20 protein-coding genes and 2 CRISPR repeat arrays (1 of these 22 cut by a window edge) are annotated in these 22,534 nt (G+C 70.1%); of the genes, 5 read left to right on the forward strand and 15 right to left on the reverse strand.

Annotation, left to right across the window (positions count from 1 at the left end; genetic code table 11):
* Positions 1-103 precede the first annotated feature (103 nt).
* The 15 genes from GA0070608_RS29285 to GA0070608_RS29355 all read right to left on the reverse strand — a co-directional run bounded on the left by GA0070608_RS29285 (position 104) and on the right by GA0070608_RS29355 (position 15,345).
* Positions 104-1,411, reverse strand: coding sequence for a pyridoxal-dependent decarboxylase (locus GA0070608_RS29285; protein ID WP_141719597.1), 1,308 nt, complete (start codon positions 1,409-1,411; stop codon positions 104-106).
* Complete coding sequence (locus GA0070608_RS29290; RefSeq protein ID WP_245716011.1) at positions 1,321-2,577, reverse strand: MFS transporter; 1,257 nt, start codon at positions 2,575-2,577, stop codon at positions 1,321-1,323. The genes GA0070608_RS29285 and GA0070608_RS29290 overlap by 91 nt, the downstream gene beginning before the upstream one ends.
* A gap of 265 nt (positions 2,578-2,842) precedes the next feature.
* Positions 2,843-3,367, reverse strand: a complete 525-nt coding sequence (locus tag GA0070608_RS29295) for a MarR family winged helix-turn-helix transcriptional regulator (protein ID WP_141719598.1) — start codon at positions 3,365-3,367, stop codon at positions 2,843-2,845.
* A gap of 184 nt (positions 3,368-3,551) precedes the next feature.
* Complete coding sequence (locus GA0070608_RS29300; protein WP_091632632.1) at positions 3,552-4,628, reverse strand: M23 family metallopeptidase; 1,077 nt, start codon at positions 4,626-4,628, stop codon at positions 3,552-3,554.
* A complete protein-coding gene (locus GA0070608_RS29305; RefSeq protein WP_091632637.1) occupies positions 4,625-5,116 on the reverse strand; it encodes a hypothetical protein in 492 nt (163 codons plus the stop codon). Before GA0070608_RS29305 ends, GA0070608_RS29300 begins: the two co-directional genes overlap by 4 nt.
* Complete coding sequence (locus GA0070608_RS29310) at positions 5,113-5,331, reverse strand: hypothetical protein (protein WP_091632640.1); 219 nt, start codon at positions 5,329-5,331, stop codon at positions 5,113-5,115. The genes GA0070608_RS29305 and GA0070608_RS29310 overlap by 4 nt, the downstream gene beginning before the upstream one ends.
* A gap of 5 nt (positions 5,332-5,336) precedes the next feature.
* Entirely contained in the window at positions 5,337-5,603 is a 267-nt protein-coding gene (locus tag GA0070608_RS29315) for a hypothetical protein (RefSeq protein WP_091632643.1), read from the reverse strand.
* Positions 5,600-6,205 carry a hypothetical protein gene (locus tag GA0070608_RS29320; RefSeq protein WP_091632646.1) on the reverse strand — a complete coding sequence of 202 codons (606 nt, stop codon included), beginning with the start codon at positions 6,203-6,205 and terminating at the stop codon, positions 5,600-5,602. The genes GA0070608_RS29315 and GA0070608_RS29320 overlap by 4 nt, the downstream gene beginning before the upstream one ends.
* The gene (locus tag GA0070608_RS29325) at positions 6,205-8,055 is read right to left on the reverse strand and encodes a type IV secretory system conjugative DNA transfer family protein (protein WP_245716012.1); all 1,851 of its coding nucleotides are present in this window, start codon (positions 8,053-8,055) and stop codon (positions 6,205-6,207) included. The genes GA0070608_RS29320 and GA0070608_RS29325 overlap by 1 nt, the downstream gene beginning before the upstream one ends.
* Positions 8,055-9,629: a hypothetical protein gene (locus GA0070608_RS29330; protein ID WP_245716013.1), complete on the reverse strand. Its 1,575-nt coding sequence runs from the start codon at positions 9,627-9,629 to the stop codon at positions 8,055-8,057. Before GA0070608_RS29330 ends, GA0070608_RS29325 begins: the two co-directional genes overlap by 1 nt.
* A complete protein-coding gene (locus tag GA0070608_RS29335) occupies positions 9,626-11,092 on the reverse strand; it encodes an SCO6880 family protein (RefSeq protein WP_091632650.1) in 1,467 nt (488 codons plus the stop codon). Before GA0070608_RS29335 ends, GA0070608_RS29330 begins: the two co-directional genes overlap by 4 nt.
* A gap of 21 nt (positions 11,093-11,113) precedes the next feature.
* Positions 11,114-13,297: a hypothetical protein gene (locus GA0070608_RS29340; protein ID WP_141719599.1), complete on the reverse strand. Its 2,184-nt coding sequence runs from the start codon at positions 13,295-13,297 to the stop codon at positions 11,114-11,116.
* Between the two features lie 3 nt (positions 13,298-13,300).
* Entirely contained in the window at positions 13,301-13,990 is a 690-nt protein-coding gene (locus GA0070608_RS29345) for a hypothetical protein (RefSeq protein ID WP_141719600.1), read from the reverse strand.
* A gap of 12 nt (positions 13,991-14,002) precedes the next feature.
* Complete coding sequence (locus GA0070608_RS29350; RefSeq protein ID WP_245716015.1) at positions 14,003-14,371, reverse strand: hypothetical protein; 369 nt, start codon at positions 14,369-14,371, stop codon at positions 14,003-14,005.
* A 2-nt stretch (positions 14,372-14,373) separates the two neighbouring features.
* Positions 14,374-15,345: a MinD/ParA family ATP-binding protein gene (locus GA0070608_RS29355; RefSeq protein WP_176733898.1), complete on the reverse strand. Its 972-nt coding sequence runs from the start codon at positions 15,343-15,345 to the stop codon at positions 14,374-14,376.
* Positions 15,346-15,751: 406 nt separating this feature from the next.
* On the opposite strand from GA0070608_RS29355, the gene GA0070608_RS29360 reads away from it, so the two are divergent.
* The 5 genes from GA0070608_RS29360 (at position 15,752) to GA0070608_RS29380 (ending at position 22,255) form a co-directional block, all read left to right on the forward strand.
* Complete coding sequence (locus GA0070608_RS29360) at positions 15,752-16,219, forward strand: hypothetical protein (protein WP_245716016.1); 468 nt, start codon at positions 15,752-15,754, stop codon at positions 16,217-16,219.
* Between the two features lie 288 nt (positions 16,220-16,507).
* Positions 16,508-17,707: an IS110 family RNA-guided transposase gene (locus GA0070608_RS29365; RefSeq protein WP_141719626.1), complete on the forward strand. Its 1,200-nt coding sequence runs from the start codon at positions 16,508-16,510 to the stop codon at positions 17,705-17,707.
* 261 nt (positions 17,708-17,968) lie between these two features.
* A complete protein-coding gene (locus GA0070608_RS29370; RefSeq protein WP_141719627.1) occupies positions 17,969-19,168 on the forward strand; it encodes an IS110 family RNA-guided transposase in 1,200 nt (399 codons plus the stop codon).
* 486 nt (positions 19,169-19,654) lie between these two features.
* Positions 19,655-20,965: direct repeats of the CRISPR family, unit length 28 nt; unit sequence CTGCTCCCCGCGCACGCGGGGGTGATCC.
* 94 nt (positions 20,966-21,059) lie between these two features.
* Entirely contained in the window at positions 21,060-21,362 is a 303-nt protein-coding gene (locus tag GA0070608_RS29375; protein ID WP_176733888.1) for a transposase, read from the forward strand.
* Positions 21,359-22,255 (forward strand): IS3 family transposase, encoded by an 897-nt coding sequence (locus GA0070608_RS29380; protein ID WP_091632405.1) that lies wholly within the window; start codon positions 21,359-21,361, stop codon positions 22,253-22,255. Before GA0070608_RS29375 ends, GA0070608_RS29380 begins: the two co-directional genes overlap by 4 nt.
* A gap of 66 nt (positions 22,256-22,321) precedes the next feature.
* Positions 22,322-22,534: a CRISPR direct-repeat array (repeat unit 28 nt; unit sequence CTGCTCCCCGCGCACGCGGGGGTGATCC) (it continues 913 nt past the right edge of the window).

Here is a 22,534-nt window from a genome sequence, read left to right on the forward strand (position 1 = left end):
GGGCCGGACAACTGGATGCCGCGCTCGTGCAGCGCCTGCACGAAGACGTCGATGTTGTCTGGGGTTCTCCACTGGCTGGGGCCCCGGGTTGATTACCACCTGGTTACCGTAGCCATGAGCTGTGGAAAGGATCGCTGGTAGCCGCAGCATGTCGGGCTGATCGGTAGGCGCGAAGGTGGTCGACGCTGTACTGCGCGAGGTCGGTCACGAACTGGTCGACGTGCTGGTAGGTCATGCCGGGGTGGCAGGTGATTCGGCTGATTCTGCCGTCGGTCAGCAGGGTCCATCGAGCGGTGACGTCTGGTGGCGGTGTGGGCAGGACAACGGCTGGTGCGCCTGGGCGGCGCCAGTTCGGCCAGCCGATGTCGTGGAGTCGCTGTTCGGTGTAGGCGGCCAGGTCGATGCCGTACTGGACCCGTTCGCGGAGTCCCTGGCGGCCGAGGCGGGCGACGACATGCCAGAGCATGATGGTGGCCAGACCGCCGCGGGCGTCGATGAGGTCGCCGCTGCGGTTACTGCTTGTTAGGGCGGCTGTGGCGTGTCGGCGGCGAGTGACGAGGACGCCAGCCGGCACGGGTAGGCCGAGAACGCCGTTGCCGCTGATGCTGATGCTGTCGGCTCCGTCGGACAGGTCGAACGGTGGAGGGGCGTCGGTGAGGGCCAGCGGGATGCCGGTGCCTGCGGCGTCGCTGTGGACGTGCCGTCTGATGATGGCGAACTGGTCCAGGCGTCGGTGGATCTCTGCGACGTCATCCGCGGCGTCGGTCCAGGGTGTGCCGATGCTCGCCACGACGATGGCCGCCGGGCCGCGGTGGTGGGCGAGTTCGTGGGTGAGGTGGTGGTAGTTCATTTCGCCGGTCTCGGTCGTCTGGATGGCGATGGAGTGCAGTCCGAGGATCCGTGCCGCGTTCGGCACGCTGGGGTGCGCGGCGGCCGAGTGGTAGACGACTGCCGGGCCCAAGCGGATGCGTGCCAGGTGTAGGGCGCGCAGTGTGGCGTCGGCGGCGTTGTTGGTGACGCAGCCCCACCAGCGTTCGGGGGCGCGGAACAGCCCGGCGAAGAAGCTCACGGCTTCGCGTTCGAGGTCGTGGCAGTGGTTGAGGTGGGTGGGGTCGGAGTCGGTGTCGCCGCTGTTGTAGATCGCGAAATCGAGCAAGGGAGCAAGGGCGCGGAATCCGGTGGTGGCGGCGGTGCCGGTCAGGTCGGTTCGGCGTGCGGTGGTGAGTCGCTCGCACAGCGCGGCCAGCCGGGAGCCCAGGTCGGGATCAGGGTGAGCGGTGTGGGGCATCAGTGTTCCTTCGTTGGTCGGGGGATGCCGTGTCAGGGGTGCAGGCGTGAGGCCGCGGCGGCGGCTGCGGCGGGCAGCAGCGCGGCGAGCGCCAGGGCGATGCTGGGCCCGCAGGGCTGCCACAGGGCGGCGCAGAGTGCGGTGCCGCCTCCTCCGCCGGTGAAGATCGCGAGCATGAGCAGGCCGGTGGCGCCGCCTCGCTGCTGTGGGCTCACGTGGCGGGTGACTTCTGCGGTGAGCAGCATCTGCGCGGTCGCCGAGGTGGCGAACGCGGCCGTGGCTGCTGAGGCGACGCCGAGCGGCCTGGGATCGAGTGCGGCATAGCAGAGCGTGCCGGCGAGGAGCAGGCTGGCTGCCGACAGGACGTGCCGGGCGGGTAGCCGTCGGGCGGCGACGGCGGCACCTCGGGCCAGGCCGGCACCGACTGCGGCGCCGGGCAGCAGGAGCAGCCCGATGTCCATCGTGCTGTAGCCGAGCGTGGTCAACAGGTGGGGTGCGGCGTAGAGAACGGCGAACAACCCTGCGTAGACGCCCGCGCCAGCGAGCGCCGCGCGCCGAAACCATGGGGCCGCCAGCACGCCGTCGACGACGAACCTGTCTGTGCGGCGGCGGCTGCGGATGGCGAGGGCCAGCGCGGCAGCTGCGGTGGCTGCCGCGGACGCCGCGATGGTGAGAGCACTGGTGTGCTGAGCAGCGGTCTGGGCGGTCAGGAGAGGTCCGGCTGCCACAGCGGCGAGTAGTCCTGCCCCGGGCCAGTCCAGCGATTGCCGCTGGCGTCGAGGGGTGGTCAGGGGCCAGCAGAGCGGGATCGCGGCGATGGACAGCACGGGCAAAGCCAGGGCCACGCGCCAGGACCAGGCTGCCGCGAGTGCGCCGGCCAGCGGCGCGGTAGCGCCGAAGGCAGCCAGGCACGCGCCGAAGCGGGCCAACGCCGTAGGGCGTTGTGATGCGGGTAGGCGGGCTGCCGTTGCGAGGCTGGTGGCTTTGACCGCGCCGGATCCCACTGCCAGCAAGATGCGGCCCGTAACGGCGACGGCCAGGTTGGGAGCCACGACACAGGCCAGTGTTCCGGCGGTAAGCAGGGTGACGGCGATCAGAAGGACCGGTCGGTCACCCCACAGGTCGATCATGCGCCCACCAGTGACGGCGCCGACGCCGATGCCCACGGCGTAAGCGGTGAGCAGCCATGCCAGAGCTGGGCCGCTGGCGTGCAAATGCCGGGCGGCGTCCGGGAGCGCGACGGCCGCGGCGCTGACGCCGTAGACCGCAGGCCCGTACAACAGGCCCAACCGCCACCCCGCCCCTGCGGTGATGCGTCCGGCGATGACTCGGGCCGGCTTCGGGCTCGACAGTGTTACCTGTGTGGTCATCGGATTCTCACTTCCGTAGCCACCGCTTAAGCGGGGGCCTGCATGGAGGCGGCGCCTTGGACAAGCGCCCCAACCAGCAATTCGGCCGGTACGGCACCGCTTACGGCCGAGGCCGGCGTGACGAGGACGCTGGGGCCGCGGACGGTGCTGACGCACGGGGCGGCGTGTTGGGCCCTGCGGCTGGTCATCGCGTGTTCCCTCCCGTGGCAGGGGTGTCGTTGGGGTGGCTGCGGGTGGCCACCACTCGCAGCACCTTCGTGAGGGCGTCTCTTGGTGGCATCCCTGGAGCGGCGAACAGTTCCGCCTGCTGTAGGTGGACGCGGTGTTGCAGCTCGCGTGCCAGTTCCACGCCGGCTTGTGTGGGTCGGACGACGATTCGTCTGCGGTCACGCTCGTGCAGTTGGCGACGCACAAGGTCGCGCTCGACAAGGTCGCGGAGCACTTTGGTGAGGGTGGCTTTGGCGATGCCGACTTCCACGGTGATGGCGCGGGTTTCGATGACGCGGTGGGTGCAGATGAGCACCAGCACGTCGTAGCTGGTCCAGGTGAGGTCGGCCTCGCGCAGCACGGTGCGTTCCAGCAGGGCGCGGACGCTGTTCGCGGTGCGGCACAGCTGTGCCACCGCGTCGGGACGCGGTGGTGCGACGGGGCGGGTGTTGACCGGTGGGCGGTAGACACCGGCGGTCTGCCGGCGGTGGCTGTGGTTCATCGCGGCCTGCACAGGTGTCGTGGTCGGCGCAGGGTGTTGCGGTCGCGGCGCTGGCCCTTGCCGCCGGCACGGTCGGCCGGTGGCGGCGGTTGTGGTGTGGGCATGCGCGGGTGCCCGCTCTGATCGGTGCGCATCTTCACCCCCGTGATTGGTGCGCTATCGATGTGCTGTTGAAGGCCCGGGTTTAGCTGCTGTCGCCGAGTGGGGCGCCGCGTTCACGCATGAACGGCACCGGGTCGGTGGAGTTGGCGTTGCTGACGTCGCAGCGCGACTGGTCGCAGACCGCCTGGTGGGTTTCGAAGTGCAGGTGTGGGCCGGAGGAGTGGCCGCTGGTGCCGACCAGGCCGATGGGCTGGCCCGCCTGGACGGTGTCGCCGTCGCGGACGTCGGGGCGGCGGACCATGTGGCAGTAACGGGTGCCGTAGCCGCCGGCGTGCACGAGGTCGACGTACCAGCCGCATCCCCGGGTGCTCGGGCTGCCGTCGATGTCGCAGTTGCCGGTGCTCGGGTCGCAGCCGGACCACACCACCTCACCGGCGCTGGCCGCACGGATGACGGTGTTGCGGGGCACGCTGAGGTCCACGCCGGCGTGCAGCCGGCCAGCGCGCGGCCCGTAGCCGCTGCCCACTTTCGCGCGCAACGGCACGGTCCAGCCCGACGCCGCCACGTTCGGTGCGCTGCCGCAGGAGGCGAGACTCGCCCCGGGCAGCTCGCCGATCGCGTTGACGCCGACCACGGCCGCGACAACCTGCTCGGCGTCCTGCTCAAACTCGCCGTAGCGGTCGGGGAACGCCGAGACCTGTACCCGCTGCGCGGCAACGGTGAGCGGTATCTTCTCCCAGCCGTCGATGCGCAGCAGCTTGTCGTAGAACTTGGCGCTGGCGTAGACGGGATCGAGGATCTGCGCGGGAGTGCCCCATCCTTGGCTGGGCCGCTGCTGAAACAGGCCAAGGGAGTCACGGTCGCCGCCGCGCAGGTTACGCAGACTGGACTCGACCATCGCCGTCGCTACCGCGATGACCCAACCTCGGGCAGGTATCCCCCGCTGCTGACCGACCGCGATGATCGTGGCCGCGTTGGTGACCTGCTCACTGGTCCACCGGCCGACTCCGCCATGAGCACCGGCACTGCTCGCGGTCTGCGCCGCTGTGGGGCCGCAGGCCGCCGCCGGCGCCTCGGTGATCACCGACGCCACCGGCAGCACGCACAGCAGCAGCGCGGCCACCACCGCTACGACGAGCCCGGCCCGGCCCCGGCTCATCGGCGGTTACCCGAGTTCCTGCCGACGGTGGCCACCAGCCACCGCTGGTCGTCGCGCACGCACACCACGCGGATCACGCCTGCGTCCGTGCCGACGTCGACCTCCGCCCGGGTGTCGCTGGCGGACACGACACGGGCGGGCGCGGTGATGCGGGTGGCGGGCACGTTGGCCGGGTCGACGGTGTCGAGCAGGTCCGCGTAGGCCGGCACCGCGTAGGGTCGCAGTTCAGCGCGCCACCGGGCGGCCGGCACTGCGGGGCGGGCCCAAAGTCCGACGAAGCGGGCCGCCGCGGTCGCGGCAGCCTGATCGGCAGCGGCGGAGCGGGTGGGCAGCACCCCGTCCGGGTCCGCCGCCAGTCCCGATGGCGGCTGACCGGCTGAGATGCTGGTAGCCGGCGCCGCTGGGGCCTGGTACGTCGGGTTCGCGCATCCGCCGGTCAGCAGCACGGCCGCCGCCAGGGCCTGGGCGGTGAGGTGGTCGCGGGTCATGTCGGCTCCGCGGGCTCAGCGTCCGGGGCGGGCGCCGGGCCGAGCGCGGTGTTGACGCACTGTCCGAGCACACGTAGTTGGTGGTGCACGTCGACCAGCGCGGCGCGGCGCTGCGCCGAGAGTTGCCCGGCGGAGGCGTCAACGAAGTCGTTGATATCGATGTGCAGGTAGGTGAGGCTGGTGATGATCGCGGTGAGGCGAGCGTCGCGTGACATCGCGTCTACTCCTCGATGTCGCGGTGGTAGTCGCCGTCGAGGTAGCCGTCGCTGGCCCAGTCCAGCTCGGTGTTGCGTCGTGTCTGCTGGTCGATGTCCGTCCACTGCGGCTTCTCCTCGGGGTTGCGGCTGTTGCCGTATGCCTCGTTGGGGTCTTCACGCAGGCCGGTGATGAAGTCGTCGAGGGTGTCGACCCCGACGCGCAGCCCTGCCAGGGCAGCCTCGAAGCGCTGCCAGTCCCACACGTTGGTGATCTCGGCGGGATGTGTCATCGGCTGGTCTCTCCTTCCTGGGCTACCGCCGCGGCGGGCGCCGGGCGTGCGTCGATGTCGGCGCGCACGGCGTCTTCGGCCGGTGTCGGCCACGGCTGCGACCAGACGGCGTCCGGGCTGGGTTCGCTGTGCTGGCCGTAGCGGCAGCGGGTGTAGTCCCACTGCTGCCAGCGGGTGCGTGCGCGGTGCAGCGCCTCGTGCCAGCGCAGCGGCGCGTCAGGGTCAGCTGTGGTCGAGTAGGCGTGGTGCCACGACACCGCCAGGGCGGTCAGTTCCTCCACCAGCGGCGGGTGTGCCGGCCAGCAGGCTCCGAAGTCCTGGGCCAGCCCGTAGCGGTCGGACAGCCAGCGGGTCCACGCGATGAGCCACGCCCACAGCTCCCGGGCGCGGTCGCGGTCCAGCTCCCGCCAGCAGTGCCGTGCCGGCACGAAGCCAGTCGGTGAGTCGAGGGCGTCGACGCGCTCGGACAGCGTCACGTGGGCCTCGGCGAGTTGTTCCACCGAGCCGCGCAGCGTGTCGATCAGCGCGGCGAGTTCGGCGGTGGCGCGTTCCTGCGGTGACGCCTGCTCAGGGATGTGGAACAGGAAGGTGCGGTCCGGCATCAGCTGGCCCTCCTCAACCGTGCGTTGAAGGCGTCCTGCGCGGTGTGGAATCGGTCGGCGTCCGGGCGTTCCCACCACGCCTGCTGCACCACCTCGACCGGTGGCATGTTGCCCAGCAGCACCAGGGCGTGCCCGGTCGGCAGGGTGCGCAGTTCCGCCAGGTCGACCAGGTGCTCGCGGCGGGTGTTCTCCTGCACGCTCGCCTTCCCGCCACCCCAGGACGCGGACGAGGACAGTTCCTGTACCTGCCCGAGGAGGGCTTGGGCGTCTTTGAGGGCGTTGACGTCCTGCGTGCCGCCCATCACGAAGCGGGCGTTCGCGCCGTCTCGGAGGGCTTGGCCGCCGTCGCGGCCCCAGCGTTCTTCGAGTTGATGGGTGTTCTGGCAGGCGATCGACAGGGCGATACCGGAGCCGCCGCCCTCGGACGCCAGCGCCGGTAGTGAGGGCAGCGGCGCGATGTTGGTGATCTCGTCGCCAACCAAATACAGGCAGGGCTCGACCCGGCCGCCCGGGGATACGAACGAGCGTTGCAGGGTGCGGTAGATGATGTCCTCAGCGATGGCGGCGAACAGCGGCGCGGTCAACGCCTGACCGCTGCGGGTGCCAACCAGGTAGAGGGTGCCGGACTCATCCAGCCACTGCTCGGGGTCGAACTGCTGCCCGCGAGGCGGTGAGCAGGCGTGCAGGATACGGGGGTTGCTGAACGCATCAAGCGCGCCGAACACCACCGACTGGATGGCGTCACGGCTACGGCCGGAGGACTCGCGGTGGAAGGCGAGGCGATCGGCCCACACCGTCTGCCCGTGGTGGCGCAGGATCCGCTCGGCGCGCGGCACGCTCGGGTTGGCCGCCCAGCTCGCCACCTCGGTCATGGTGGCGTGCTCGTCGAGGGCGGCGGCGTGCAGCAGCCCACGGATGATCGCCGCCGCCTGGTCCTGGAAGTATTGACCGTTGTCGACGTTGCCCTTGAGCCCGGCACCAGCGGCGAAGCCCTTGGCGCGCAGTGCCGCGATGTCCGGGTCGTCCGCGCCGTCGATCGGTGACCAGCGCAGCCGAGGCACCCCCGGCACCTGGCCCTGCGGTTCGAAGATCCACGTCGGACCGAGCGCGGCACGCAGGTCGTAGGTGACGGAGGCGACGTCGAGGCGGGTGGAAGTGGTGATGACCGCGCCGCGAGCGTCGGCGACCCTCGGGATGATGTAGCGGGACGTCTTGTTCGCGAACCGGGCCGCTCCGGCGAGCAGCTCGGTGTACTCGTTGGCGAGATAGAGCGGTTCGCCAGTGAGGGCGTGCCGGCCGAGTAGCCGGGCCACTTCGAGGGGATCGCTGCGGCGGCGCTCCTTGACCGTCACCATGCCGGCAGAGTCCGTGTCGCGGATCGTCAGGCCAGGTCGCAGCACGTCAACGCGACGCAGCACCGCTTCGGCGGTCACCACCCGGTCCAGGTCCTTGCGGCCGGCGAACCCACGCCGCCGCGCCCACCGGCGAGCCACCCACAGCGCCGGCACACCGACCCCGGCGAGAGCAGCGATGAACAGGACGATCCACAGCCCGTACAGCAGCGGGCCCGGCGGCAGGTCCTGGCGGGCTGCGCCCGGCCACGCCTGCTCGGGGTCGCCTGGCGCGGTGACGAACCGGGCGGCGATGCCGGGCATGTCGGCCGGTGAGCTGTCTGGCCACGCGGCGTGGGTGAGTAACCCGCCCACCTGCCCGGCCAGCCACAAGGTGACCGTCCCGGTCAGGACGAGCAGGACGGCGATGCCGGCCAGGGTCAGTCGGGCGAGGATGTCGGCGCGGGCCACCCCACGGCGGGGCAGCCGATGCCCGGGAGACATCAGCGAGCCGGCCATCACCGCACCGCCTCGGCCTCGTCCGGCTCCCCCGGCGAGGCGGTCGCTGCGCGGGGGGTCTGCCGCATCCGACTGTCGGTGTCGACCATCTGCCGCTCGATGGCGGAGAGCTGGTGCTTGACGACGTAGGAGCGCAGCCCCACCTTCCACAGCCCGACACCACGACGTAGGTGCAGCAGCAGGTTCGTCTCCACGTCGGTGGTGCCCAGGAACTCGCGGGCCGCGTCCAGGGAGCCGGGCGCCTGCCTGTAGGACACCCGCACACCGGTGTCCTCGATCAGGCCCCGGGCGATACGGACCTGCTCGGAGTCGGCGGCGCCGCTGGCGGCGAGGTCGGAGAATCGGTGGAACGCGAGGATGTTGGCCGTGCCGAGGGCTCGGGCGAGCTTCAGCTGTTCGCGCATTCGCCGCATGAGCCCGAGGTGGCGGCTGACGAGGGCGAACTCGTCGTAGAGGCAGACGCGGGTCGGGGCGTCCGGGCGGGTCAGCTCCGTCTCCAGCCACGACTGGGCGCAGGTCATCGCCATCGCCGTCATCTGGTCCGAGGCGCGCACCGCCCGCAGGTCCAGGATCGCGCCCGGCTGGTCGAAGTCGATTGTCAGCGTCGACGCGGCCGGGGCGTCGAAGATCCCGCCGAGCGCGCCGGTGATCAGCCGCTCCAACGCCAGGCGCACGCGGCGGCTGTCGGCGGTGAACTGGTCGACGTCGTAGTGCACGCCGGCCAGCCGGTGCGCCCACCGCGGCGGGTCGCCCATCGCGGCGAGGACCCGCGACAGCGTCGGAACATCCATCCGGTCCGGGCTGGTGCCGTCATCGGCGCGGGTCACCGCGTCGAGGGCGTATTCGACCAGGGACCGTTCGGCCTCACCGAGCAGGCCGCCGAGCTGGATCTCCAGCAGCCCTTCCAGCAGCAGCAGTCGGCGGGCCCGCTGGAGCTGCAACCACTCCGCCTCACCCTGCCCCGGCAGCCGGCGGATCCCCGCCAGAGGGTTCATCACCACCCCCGACCCCGGGCCGACGCGCACCGGGCGGATGCCGGCGGCGGTGGCGAGGGTGTCGTACTCGCCCTTGACGTCGACGATGTAGAACCGCACCCCGAACGGCACACCACGAAACGCGATGGTCTTGAGCAGCGACGACTTCGCCGACCCGATCTCCCCGGTCACCACCATGTTTGGGGCGCTCAGCACGCCCGCCCGGTACAGCTCGTGGATGCCGAAGACAAACCCGGCGCGGGAGTACACCTCCTGCCCGATCAGCGGCCCGTCCACCCCCAACCCCGGGTCCGCGACGAACGGGTACACGCTGCACAACTGCGCGCTCGTGGTCACCAGCGGCGGAAGCCGCAGCCGCCAATACACCCGCCCCGCCGCCCGCCCGAACGCGCCACGCCCATCCACAGACGGCGGACCCAGCAGCCGATCCGACAGCCGCCGCACCGCCCGCTGCTCCCGCACCAGATCCGCCTGCGCTGCCGCGAGGTCACGGCGGGCAGTCGAGTCGGCGAGGCGCTGCGACCACGACCCTTCCCGGCGCACCCGAGGCGCGGCACTCCCTTTTCCACGTGCGGTCATGCGAACCACCCCCGCATCGGCTTGAGCCCACGCGCCAGCGGCAACGCCCCGGCCCCGAACGCCTGGTCCTGCTCGCCGTAGAGCACGACCGCGTGGCAGCCGCAGCGGCCCAGCACCCGCCGCATCGCACGCACGTCGTGGCGCAGCTGCTCGGGACTGTCGGCGGTCACGGTGACCAGCACCGCGTACCGATAGCGCACGTGCCCCGCGGCCTGCTCCCGGTCGACCTGCTCGACCGCGCGGGCCTCCTCGTCCTCGCGGGCGGTGCGCACCAGCCGCATTCGCCGCTTGGTCACCTCGTCCCCGGCACGGGCGACCTTGTCCCGCCGCGTCGCCAACTGCGCCAACTGCGCCGGCACCGGCTCCGCCACCACCGTCACCGCGCGCCGCCCGACCGTGCGGGTGAACAGCGGCGTCATCCACGTCATCGGCACCGCCTGCCGCGGCATCTCATACACCCACAGCGTCTGCGAGAACCCCGAGTCGTGCCGATACGCCGACCAGCCCACCGTCTCCGCCGCCACCGGCCCGCCCGCGTACGGCGCCACCTGCGCCTCGACGTCCTCCGGGTCGAACTGCCCGCGCAGCACCGCCGCATACTCACGCGGCGTCAACCAGCCACCAGCGTCGATACCGGCCTCACGCACCGCCGCCTGCACACCGGTCAGCTTGTCCAGCACCACCGCGGCGATAGCGGCGTCCGTGCCGCCCGCGTCCGCAACTTCCCCCGACAGCTTCCGCACATCGAACACCGCCGTGAGGAACACGTCGTGGCGTTGGGTGCCCGGCCCCGCCGCCGCAGTCAGCTCCGCCAGCGACCGAAACGCCCGCGTGCCCGTGTCCACCGCCTGACCGAGGTAACGCTGCGCCCGGTTCCCGACGTCCGGCACCGCCCGCGCCGTCACCGCCCACCGCACCAGGCCGCTGTCGGCGTACTCGGTGCCCAGCAGGTTCAACACGTCCGCCCACGAGGCGAGGCGCTGCTGCTGCACCGCCGTGTCCGCCAAGACCAGGTTGCTGCCCGCGCACGATAACGTCGCGGTCACCGTGCCCTCCCGACGGTGATGCAGCAGCCCCACCTCCGTCAGCCCGTCGGCAGCCACCGCCGCCAACCACTGATAGCCCGCCGCCGGCCCCGGCAGATGCAGATGCGCGGTACCCGGGTTCGCCGCCCACACCGCCCCCCGGTAACGGTCCTGCCCCGCCGCCCGCTGCACCAACGCGCCCACGACGATCGGCGTCCACTCGGTGACCCGCCTACCCCGGATCCGCAGCAGCCCCACGGTCAGCAGCAGCACCGCCGCCGCGAGCATCCCGGCAGCAGCGCCCTGCCGGCCCACCGCCAGAAGGTTCGCGGCAATGACCAGACAGATCACTCCGGCAACCGCCGTGCCGATCTGCCCCCACGAGAACCCCAGCATCGACCCCCGCGTCGAGCGCGGCGGAAACTGGAACTGAGTCACAACCTCCCCCTCTCCACTGATCTAGACCGGCACGATCGGAACCTCGGCAGCACCACCAGCGGCAACGCCCTGCCCACCGCTCCGGCCCGCCGCACCGCCACTGGCCCTGCCCTCGTCCTCGGGCGGCAGCGGGTCACCGCCAGAACTCGGCGGTCCCGCGCTCACGCCCGGCGGGGCAGAAGCCCCGCCGCCCACGCCAGCACCACCAGGGCTGGACAGCGGCGCGCTGCCAGCGGGTACACCGGCGCCCGAACCGCCCGACGTAATCGCCTGGTCTTGGGACGCCGCTTCCCCATTGGCCCGTCCGAGGGTCTCGCTGTCGTCCGCGGGCTGCGACAGCGGACTCCCGCTAAGGCTCGGCGATCCTGCGCTCGGACCCGACGGGGCAGCAGCCCCGCCGCCCACACCGGTGCTGCCGGGGGCATCATCGCCCGAGCCGGCCGACGCGGACGCCTGTTTCTGAGCTTCCTGCGGTGTCACCGGCAGGGCACCTTGCTCGCCGGTGGCGTCACCCGGCATGGTGAGTTGCCCGCGCGTCACGTCACCCTGGGCGGTGCGGAAATCCCGCTGCACCCCGGCAGCCTCGTCGGCGTTTTCACCCCCAGCGTCCTGCTCGCCGCCCGTAGAACTTGCGGGCTGACCGAACTGGTCGCTGTCGCCCCTGCCGCGCAGTGCCTCCACCTCATCCGGCAGCCCCGCCAGCGCACCAGCCGGGCCGGTGGGAGACGCCGGGATGGTGGGGATAGCGTCGGCGTTGCCCTGCATCAGCGACGCCGCATCCAGGTCGCCCCCACCGTCCGACGGGTCGGCTAGACGCCGCGACGCGGCGTCGAGCCCGACCGCCCCGGCTGCCGAGGTCAGGAACCCTCGGGCGTCGACATCGGCGAGATAGCCGTCCCACATGCTCGTCAACCGCAGCAGAATCCACGGCGCGAGAACCATCAACACGATGATGAACAGACCCCGCAGCACGTTGACCACGTTGTCGCTCTCATAGGTAGTGCGGGTGCCGTAGATCCACAACGCCGCGATAAAGAACTTCGACGCCGCCAGCGCGTTGCAGGTCCAGAACCACTTCCGACCCCACGCGCGGGTTTCAGTCATGACCTGCCCGGTCATCGCCATCGCTCCGAACAACGCCGCCCCTGCGGCCAGCAACGAGCGAAACACCAGCATCACGAACACCACCACCAGGCCGAACACGCCGACCACCGCGACAACGAAGGCCAACAGAACCGTGCCCGTGTCCGCAGTCAACGCGTTCAAGGCGTCGACCCACATACTCGGCTGCCACTCCCGCTGCTGGTTACGGGCGATCAGCGCCAGCGTCGCCTCATCCCAAGCCGCCATCAGCAGATACGCGATGCCGCCGGCGAACGCGATGCCGAACATCGCCCGGACCAACCCGCCCAGGCTCGACAGCGGTCCCGGCCCGCTCACCCGCAGCCCGTTGATCGCCGTGGAGATCACGAAGACGATCAGCACCATCACGATCAGCACGCCGGAGATGTCGTTGTAGACGCCGTAAAACGGCTCATCAACCACCGTCGACGACTGCGTAAACACGACCTCGGCGAGCTTGCCCAACGCCCACGCGAACCCCGCCACCGCGATATCGGCCAGGCCCTCGAACCCCGTGCGCGCCGCTTCCTTCACCTGGGCGCCGACCTTGCAGGACACGTCCAACGGCCCGCACTCCGACGACGCCTTCAGCGACGACGACGCCACCAACACCGACCGTAGCGCGCGGCAACGCTCGGCCTTCGCCGTCCACCGCGACGCGTTCGGTACGTCCTGCGCTGCTTTCGCGTCCAGCCGCTCGCAGCGCACCGGCTGCTCACCGACGGTCGGCAGCCGCTCGTCGAGCACCGACGGCGTGCCGTCCGGCGGCGGGGACTGCACCGTCACCGCCACCGCGTCGCAGTGCTCCTGCTCGATGGTGCTGGCTGCCGCGCTGCACACGGTCGTCCAACTCTTCCCTGCCTGCCACCGGGCCCACGGCAGGCACCAAGCAACCTGCGGCTGTGTCAACGGCTCGGCGCCGGTGCCGGGCCGAGTGTCAACCGGCGGGGCCGGGCACGCCGGGCCTGACGATGACGGCGACGGCGTTGGTGCCGCTGCGGCGGACGCGGGGAAAACCAACGCGACCGTCGTCGACGACACCACCGCGAGCAGCAGACGCAGCACCACGGGCAGGGCAGCCATCGCTCACACCGTCCCCGGCGCCCACGACCGCACGCCGAGCACATCGACCAAGGGCTGCATGTCCCTCGGCCCGCCGTCACGGCGGGTGCCACGCTGATCCGGCGGCGGCACCGGCACCGCACGCTCCGCACCCACCAGACGCCACCGGCCCTGCACCCACCGCACCGTCGCCGACTGCACGTACCATCCGCCCGCCAACCCGGCGCCCGGGTCTCCTGGATTGCCGGTGTTGCCGCTCAGGGTGCAGACGAGCATCCGCACCGCCACGTCGCGGTCCTCGGGCACGACCACGTCGAGGTCCATGTCGGGCACCCACACCCGCACAACGACCGTCTGCGCAATCGTCGGCTCGTCGGCCGGCGGCCCAACGAGGGGCTGCACCGCTGGTGCGGCGCCCTTGGCGGCGATCAGCTCCACCAGGGCCTGCCGGCTCGTCACGTCCCGTGTACCGGCCGCCGCCAGCACCTGAGTGAAGGCCGCTGCCGCGTCCGCGCCACCGCGCGGTGTGGCAGGGAAACCGACCGGCACCCCGGACTGCATCCGCTCGACGTACCGGGCAGCCACCTGCTGCTGCCGAACGCTCGCGCGCCCGATAGCGAACACCGCCGCGCCAATGACCATCACCCCGACCAGTACCGCCACGAGGGCACCTGGCCGGTGGCCGGTGCTCGGCTTGAACTCCGCTCGACTCATCGCCGCCCCCGGTCAGATTTCGCTGAGCAGGAACGCGATGATCGACGTAGCCGACCCGACCACAATCGCCACCAGACCGGCCTTCCACATCATCGACTTGCCACGGTCGCTGATGATGTGCGCGCCGAAGATCGGCCCAATCCCGAACGCGATCGCCCCCGCCGCCAACCCCGCCACCGCCGAGATGACCCCGAGGAACAGAGCAGCGTTCGCGAGCTTGTAGAACAGATCCGAGCGCGGCACTGCCGCCGGGTCCGGGCTGATCCGGCTGAAGTCGAAGCCGCCACCCGACGGTTCGGGCGTCGGCGTAGGTGTCGGCGCCAGAAGCGCCACCACGCCAGGGGCACGCACCGTCATGACAGCCGCAAGCTGATGCAACACGATTACTTCTCCCCGTTCGGGGCCGACCTTGGGCCGTTGGCAGCCACAGGGTCAGCCGGACATCTGTCAACAACTGCCGCGGCGACCTCGGTCAATGCCGACCGTGTGGCCTTCGTCAACACCCGCGGGTCCAGTGGATCCGGGTGCACGAGCGTCGGGTCGTATGGCACGCGTACCAGCACCGCTGCAGATTGGCGCGCCAGCTGCTCTACCGCTCGCACCTCACGCGCCACGGACGGCGACGTCGCCATGACGACCACCACGGCCCGGTCAGGCACCTGCGTCAGTCCCGCGGTGCGCATGTGTGCCAACAGCCGCAAGGTGTGCTGCACCGAGTCCACCGTCGCCCGCGACACCAACACCGGAACCGTCGCCCAACTCAACGCCCGCCACGTCGACGCGCTGTGCGCCGTCGGCAAATCCAGCAACGCCAACTGGAACACCGCGCGCAGATGAGCGACCACCCCGAACAGCTCCGGCCACGTCGGCGGTCGCCGCTTCGACGACAGTTTGCTTTCCCCCACCAGCACCCGCAGGCCCGTCGGACCAACCTGCGTCAGCCGCTCCGCTACGCTGCCGGCCGCCAGATCCGCGCCAGCCGTCACCGCGTCCCACACCGTCGATGAGCTACGGCGGACCACTCGGTGCTCCAGACCGCCCCACGCCCGCAACGTGGCGTCAACCGCGACCACCGGATCAGGCACCGCAAGCGCCAGGAGACCACCCAGCGCAGCGGTCAACGCAGACCGCCCCACCCCGCCGTCCGCCGACGACACGCAGACCAGTGGGCATCTTTCGCTCAGCAGCGCCGCCCGCCACCACAGTGACTCCACCCGCCTGCCCGCACCGAACTCGCGGGGGATTCCCCGCCTCGCCGCCGCATCCGCACGGCGACGCCATTGCAAGGTCAACGCCTGAACCCGGGCGGCAATCTCTTCAGGGGTAGGCGCCGGCGGAAAGGTCCTCTGCCCCACCGCCGGCTCCCCCAGCCCGCCACCGCGCTCACCCAAAGGCACGCCAGCGGTGGCCTGTTCGGGCTGCCCGTCTGATGGATCTTGCACGTCCGCCTCCCGAAGGCTTGCCGTACAGCACTAGCCGCCGCCCACATCGAGGCGGCCGGTCCCCCGTTGCTGTCACGACCTGGACGCTGACCAAACGAAGCAGGCCCACAGAGTCCAGCGCAAACGCTCCAACGCCGACCTCCCACAAACCGAGAAGCCACCTCACCGGCAGCGGCCCGATCCGCTACGCTCACCCAGCGCACTTCACCTGATGTGAAGTGCACTTCATGAGAGATACTGCGAGCTAAGCACGGACTACACAGCGAGGTCAACTAAAGTTCTGAGTTGCAGCTACAAGTGGTTGAAGTTGGGAGGCTCCATGGAGGACAGACCAGCCGACCAGACCGAGGCCGCAACCTCCGAGCTCATCCAAAGCAGACTCCGCGCCCTCTTCGCCGCCAGCCCGCCGGGCAGGGCGCCATACACAGAACACGAAGTCGCAGTCGCACTCACCAAAGCCGGCCACAAGATCACCGCGAACGGTATCCGCCACCTACTTAAGGCACCACGAATCAACCCCAAGGCCTCGACCGTCCGCGGCCTTGCAAAGTTCTTCAACGTGCCGGTCGGCTATCTCCTCGGCGACAGCAAACAGCCCGAGGATCCCAATCCAAGAGTCCGCGTGATGACACGATCCATCACAAAACTCTCACCCGCCGCTCAAGACGGCCTCCAAGTGATCATCGACAACCTGCTCCGAGTCGAAGAGGACGCGCGCGGCGGCGAAAGCAGGATCGACACGCAACGGCCCGACCCCGATCGCCGACAGGAAAGCACGGACCAGTAAGGCTTTTCCCTGGATATTGCCGGTGCGAATGCCTACACCAGACAGCCCCCCGTTACCTTTTTGATTGTCCCCAGTCGGGGACCCTCGGTCGCCCGGCCCGGTATGACTTACTTCCCCTGTCGTGTGGATGATCCGGGGGGTGTTGTCGCCGGGTCGGGTGGCGTCGGCGGACCGCTGATAGGGACACGGCCACCCGTGTTGGGGTAGGTCTCTTCGTAACGTGGCTGCCGGCAGTCCGACGCCTGACCAGCGGCCGGGGCCACGAGAGGATGCGTGGAGGCGGGTGTGGTGCACGACGGTTACGGCGTCTACCTCGGGTTGGACGTCGGCAAAGAAGGCCATCACGCGGTCGGGTTGGGCCCGGACGGCAAGCGGCTGCACGACGCGCCGTTGCCGAATACCGAGGCCCGGCTGCGGCAGCTGTTCGACAAACTCGCCCGTCACGGCACGGTGTTGGTGGTGGTCGACCAGCCGGCCTCGATCGGCGCCTTGCCGGTCGCGGTGGCTCGGGCGTGTGGGCATCAGGTGGCCTATCTGCCAGGGCTGGCGATGCGTCGGATCGCTGACCTGCACCCGGGTTCGGCGAAGACTGACGCTCGTGACGCCTATGTCATCGCTGACGCGGCCCGCACCCTGCCGCACACGCTGCGGCGGGTCGACATCGGCGACGAGACCTTGGCCGAGTTGGAAGTCCTGGTGGGCTTCGACGACGACCTTGCTGGCGAAGCCACTCGAGTGTCGAACCGTATCCGGGGCCTGCTGACGCAGATCCACCCCGCCCTGGAACGGGTCCTCGGCCCGAAAGTGCATCACAAGGCGACCCTGGAGCTGCTGTCGCGCTGCGGCGGTCCGGTCGGGTTACGCAAGGCCGGCCGCCGCAAACTGATGTCCATCGCCGGGCCTCACGCACCACGCATGGGTGAGCGCCTCGTCGAGCAGGTCATGATCGCCCTCGACGAGCAAACCGTCACCGTCCCCGGCACCCAAGCTGCGGAGACGATCCTGCCCCGCCTCGCCGACAGCCTCCGCGACGTCCTACGACAACGCGACCAAATCGCCGACCAGGTCGAGAGGATGCTTGATGCGCACCCTCTTGCCCCGGTCCTGACCTCGATGCCCGGCATCGGCGTCAGGACCGCAGCCCGGATCCTGCTCGAAGTCGGCGACGGCACCGCCTTCGCCACCCCCGGGCACCTCGCCGCCTACGCCGGCCTCGCCCCGGTAACCCGACGATCCGGCAGCAGCATCCGCGGCGAACACCCACCGCGAGGCGGCAACAAAAACCTCAAACGCGCGTTCTTCCTCGCCGCGTTCGCGTCCCTCGCCGACCCCGTCAGCAGGGCCTACTACGACCGCAAACGCGCCGAAGGCAAACGCCACAACGCCGCACTCATCTGCCTCGCCCGACGCCGCTGCGACGTCCTCTACGCCATGCTCCGCGACAAGATCCCCTACCAACCCCGCCCCACCACACCCATCGTCGCTTGACGAAACCCATAGGGACACCCCCCCGTTACCTTTTTGATCGTCCCCAGCCGGGGACCCTCGGTCGCCCGGCCCGGTATGACTTCCTGCCCCTGTCGTTTGGATGATCCGGGGGGTGTTGTCGCCGGGTCGGGTGGCGTCGGCGGACCGCTGATAGGGACACGGCCACCCGTGTTGGGGTAGGTCTCTTCGTAACGTGGCTGCCGGCAGTCCGACGCCTGACCAGCGGCCGGGGCCACGAGAGGATGCGTGGAGGCGGGTGTGGTGCACGACGGTTACGGCGTCTACCTCGGGTTGGACGTCGGCAAAGAAGGCCATCACGCGGTCGGGTTGGGCCCGGACGGCAAGCGGCTGCACGACGCGCCGCTGCCGAATACCGAGGCCCGGCTGCGGCAACTGTTCGACAAACTCGCCCGTCACGGCACGGTGTTGGTGGTGGTCGACCAGCCGGCCTCGATCGGCGCCTTGCCGGTCGCGGTCGCTCGGGCGGCCGGGCATCAGGTGGCCTATCTGCCAGGGCTGGCGATGCGTCGGATCGCTGACCTGCACCCGGGTTCGGCGAAGACTGACGCGCGTGACGCCTATGTCATCGCTGACGCGGCCCGCACCCTGCCGCACACGCTGCGGCGGGTCGACATCGGCGACGAGACCTTGGCCGAGTTGGAAGTCCTGGTGGGCTTCGACGACGACCTCGCCGGCGAAGCCACCCGAGTGTCGAACCGTATCCGGGGCCTGCTGACGCAGATCCACCCCGCCCTGGAACGGGTCCTCGGCCCGAAAGTGCATCACAAGGCGACCCTGGAGCTGCTGTCGCGCTGCGGCGGTCCGGTCGGGTTACGCAAGGCCGGCCGCCGCAAACTGATGTCCATCGCCGGGCCTCACGCACCACGCATGGGTGAGCGCCTCGTCGAGCAGGTCATGATCGCCCTCGACGAGCAAACCGTCACCGTCCCCGGCACCCAAGCTGCGGAGACGATCCTGCCCCGCCTCGCCGACAGCCTCCGCGACGTCCTACGACAACGCGACCAAATCGCCGACCAGGTCGAGAGGATGCTTGATGCGCACCCTCTTGCCCCGGTCCTGACCTCGATGCCCGGCATCGGCGTCAGGACCGCAGCCCGGATCCTGCTCGAAGTCGGCGACGGCACCGCCTTCGCCACCCCCGGGCACCTCGCCGCCTACGCCGGCCTCGCCCCGGTAACCCGACGATCCGGCAGCAGCATCCGCGGCGAACACCCACCCCGAGGCGGCAACAAAAACCTCAAACGCGCGTTCTTCCTCGCCGCGTTCGCGTCCCTCGCCGACCCCGTCAGCCGGGCCTACTACGACCGCAAACGCGCCGAAGGCAAACGCCACAACGCCGCACTCATCTGCCTCGCCCGACGCCGCTGCGACGTCCTCTACGCCATGCTCCGCGACAAGATCCCCTACCAACCCCGCCCCACCACACCCATCGTCGCTTGACGAAACCCATAGGGACACCCCCCCGAGGCGGCCGAGTTGGCGAGCCTGGACTTGACCATGCTCCTCGTCACGACCGAGTGACGCAGCAAATCCGCCGTGCGAGAACTACTCACCCAACAAGGCATCATCACCGTAGAAATTGGCTCGCTACATCTACTACGAACGCCTCCACACCGCTTGCCCGACATTTCCGGGGCCGGTAGTCGGCCGCCGATCGAGGAAGAGAGACGTGATTACACCAGCTTTTCGGAACAACTCGGACGCCACACTGAGCTGATCACCCATCAACCGCCACATTGGATGGGGCGTAAGTCCCGTACGACCCGAGCCGACACCACCGACGCAACACTCGCCACCGACACCCTGCTCACGCACCCCGCTAGGCTGAACTCAGCACCTCATCGCCTAGGTCCGGAAGGGACGATCTTGCAGGACCTAGTGAATGAAAACTGCCCTGTTGATCTCTAGAGCTGCAGGTCAGCAAGTCTGCTCCCCGCGCACGCGGGGGTGATCCCTACCTGACGTTCCTCCGGCAGCAAGGGCAAGCCTGCTCCCCGCGCACGCGGGGGTGATCCCGACTGCGCTGCTGATGCTGGCCAACCCGACCGACTGCTCCCCGCGCACGCGGGGGTGATCCCACCTCTGCGACGGGCAAGGCGCTGGCGCTCACCTGCTCCCCGCGCACGCGGGGGTGATCCGGTCGGTAGCTCGGCCGGGGAGCACGACGACGACTGCTCCCCGCGCACGCGGGGGTGATCCCACGATTTGCGCGTGGCTGGCCTGGCAGAACCACTGCTCCCCGCGCACGCGGGGGTGATCCGTCTGCGGACCGCGCTGCGGGCATCAGCGACGACTGCTCCCCGCGCACGCGGGGGTGATCCGGCGATCAGGTAGACGTACCCGCCTTCCCTGGTCTGCTCCCCGCGCACGCGGGGGTGATCCGATCGGGGGCGGGTGTGGCTATCGGCGAGGGCTCTGCTCCCCGCGCACGCGGGGGTGATCCGCCGACGAGATACCGCTGGTCGCCGACGCCCTCCTGCTCCCCGCGCACGCGGGGGTGATCCCCAGTTCGTCCAGAGGCTCTGCCTTGATCGCGACTGCTCCCCGCGCACGCGGGGGTGATCCCGGCGGTAAGCGTGTCCATCCAGCCGACAAGAGCTGCTCCCCGCGCACGCGGGGGTGATCCGTCCGTCACGGCTCACTCCAGGGACAGCTCGACCTGCTCCCCGCGCACGCGGGGGTGATCCGGGTCGAGCGGAGACGTCGCCGACGTGGAGGATCTGCTCCCCGCGCACGCGGGGGTGATCCGAGGAAGAGATGGATGCGAAGCAGTTCGCCGCGCTGCTCCCCGCGCACGCGGGGGTGATCCCTACTGACTTCCGTAGTTACTGACTTACTGAGCCTGCTCCCCGCGCACGCGGGGGTGATCCCCAGTGGAGCCCGCCGTGACCCTTCGGCAACTCCTGCTCCCCGCGCACGCGGGGGTGATCCTCCCCTGAAAGGTGGCCGCCTGGTCGATCTTGACTGCTCCCCGCGCACGCGGGGGTGATCCGGAGCGGAACCGCAATGCTTGCCAACAGGGTAGCTGCTCCCCGCGCACGCGGGGGTGATCCCGGCTTCGATGGGTTGAGCAAGATCCTCACCGGCTGCTCCCCGCGCACGCGGGGGTGATCCCGCTGAGACGGCGGCCGGCGACCGCAGCGGAATCTGCTCCCCGCGCACGCGGGGGTGATCCCTTGAAGCGGGTCGCCGACCAGGCCGACAAGACCTGCTCCCCGCGCACGCGGGGGTGATCCGGACCCGTACGCCAGCTGGGCCTGCCCCGTTTTGACGGACATCCAAGATCAGGGGACCTGGGGTCTCCGGGAGGATGTCCATCATCATGGAGAGCATGGGGAAGAAGCGGCCGCGGCCTCGGCGTTCGTTCACGCCGGAGTTCAAGGCCGAGATCGTCGAGTTGTGCCAGCGCGGTGACCGCACGCTTCGACAGGTCAGCCAGGATTTCGACCTGACCGAGACCGCGGTGCGTGACTGGGTCAAGCAGGCCGAACTCGACACCGGCGTCCGCGCCGACGGGCTGACCACCGGCGAACGAGACGAGCTCGCGCAGTTGAGGCGGGAGAACCGCAGGTTGCGCGAGGACGTGGACATCCTCAAGCGGGCGACGGCTTTCTTCGCGAAGGAGACCCGGTGAACGTGCACCCGTTCATCGAGGCGGAGCGAGCCGGCAAACACAACGTCAAGCGTGCGTGTGAGCTGCTCGAGGTCTCCAGGTCCGCCTACTACCAGCGCACATCCGGTGTCCAGTCCGTCCGTGGGCGCGTTGATGCCCAGCTCACCGAGAAGATCATCCAGGTTCATGCGGGGTCGAAGGGCACCTACGGGGCGCCACGGATCCACGCCGACCTCGCCGACGCCGGCATGCGGCACGGCCGTAAACGCGTCGCCCGGCTGATGCGCGCCGCTGAACTGGCCGGTAAGAGCCCTCGCCGGTGGCGGGCCACGACGATCCCGGACCCGAACGCCAGCAGACGCCCTGACCTGGTCAGGCGTGACTTCACCACCGATCCGGCCGCCCTCGATTCCCGCTGGTGCGGGGACATCACCTACATCAACACCTGGCAGGGCTGGCTCTACCTGGCCACCGTTATCGACCTGGCTTCACGCCGCATCGTCGGCTGGGCCATCGCCGACCACCTCAAAACCGACCTGATCGACGCCGCTCTCACCGACGCCCTCGTGCGGCGCCGACCCACGTCTGGACTGGTCTTCCACTCGGATCGCGGCGCCCAATACAGCAGCGCCCAGCACGCCCGCCTCGCGCAACGTCACGGCATCCGCCTGTCCGTCGGACGGCGCGGGCAGTGCTGGGACAACGCGGTCGCCGAATCGTTCTTCTCCACCATCAAGACAGAACTGCTGCACCGCCAGCCATGGCCCACCCATCAAGCCGCCCACCAAGCCATATTCGAGTACATCGAAGGGTGGTACAACACCCGCCGCCGGCACTCGACCCTGGGCTACCTCAGCCCCGCCGCCTTCGAAGCCACCGGCCCGCACCTGCAACCAGCCGTCCAGGCAGCCTGACTAAGATCAACACATTGACCCTGTCCGTCGAAACGGGTCAAGCCCAAGCATCCTGCCCAAGACCACCTGCTCCCCGCGCACGCGGGGGTGATCCGGTCCTCCGGCCGGACTCGGCAGGCAAGGACGACTGCTCCCCGCGCACGCGGGGGTGATCCGCCCTCGACGCCGTCCGCTGGCCCGCCGCCCAGCTGCTCCCCGCGCACGCGGGGGTGATCCCGGCATCGGCGCCCGGGTGCGGGAGGACTGGGTCTGCTCCCCGCGCACGCGGGGGTGATCCCG

Origin of the sequence: Micromonospora peucetia (assembly GCF_900091625.1) — a bacterium.
In the GTDB taxonomy this organism is placed as follows: domain Bacteria; phylum Actinomycetota; class Actinomycetes; order Mycobacteriales; family Micromonosporaceae; genus Micromonospora; species Micromonospora peucetia.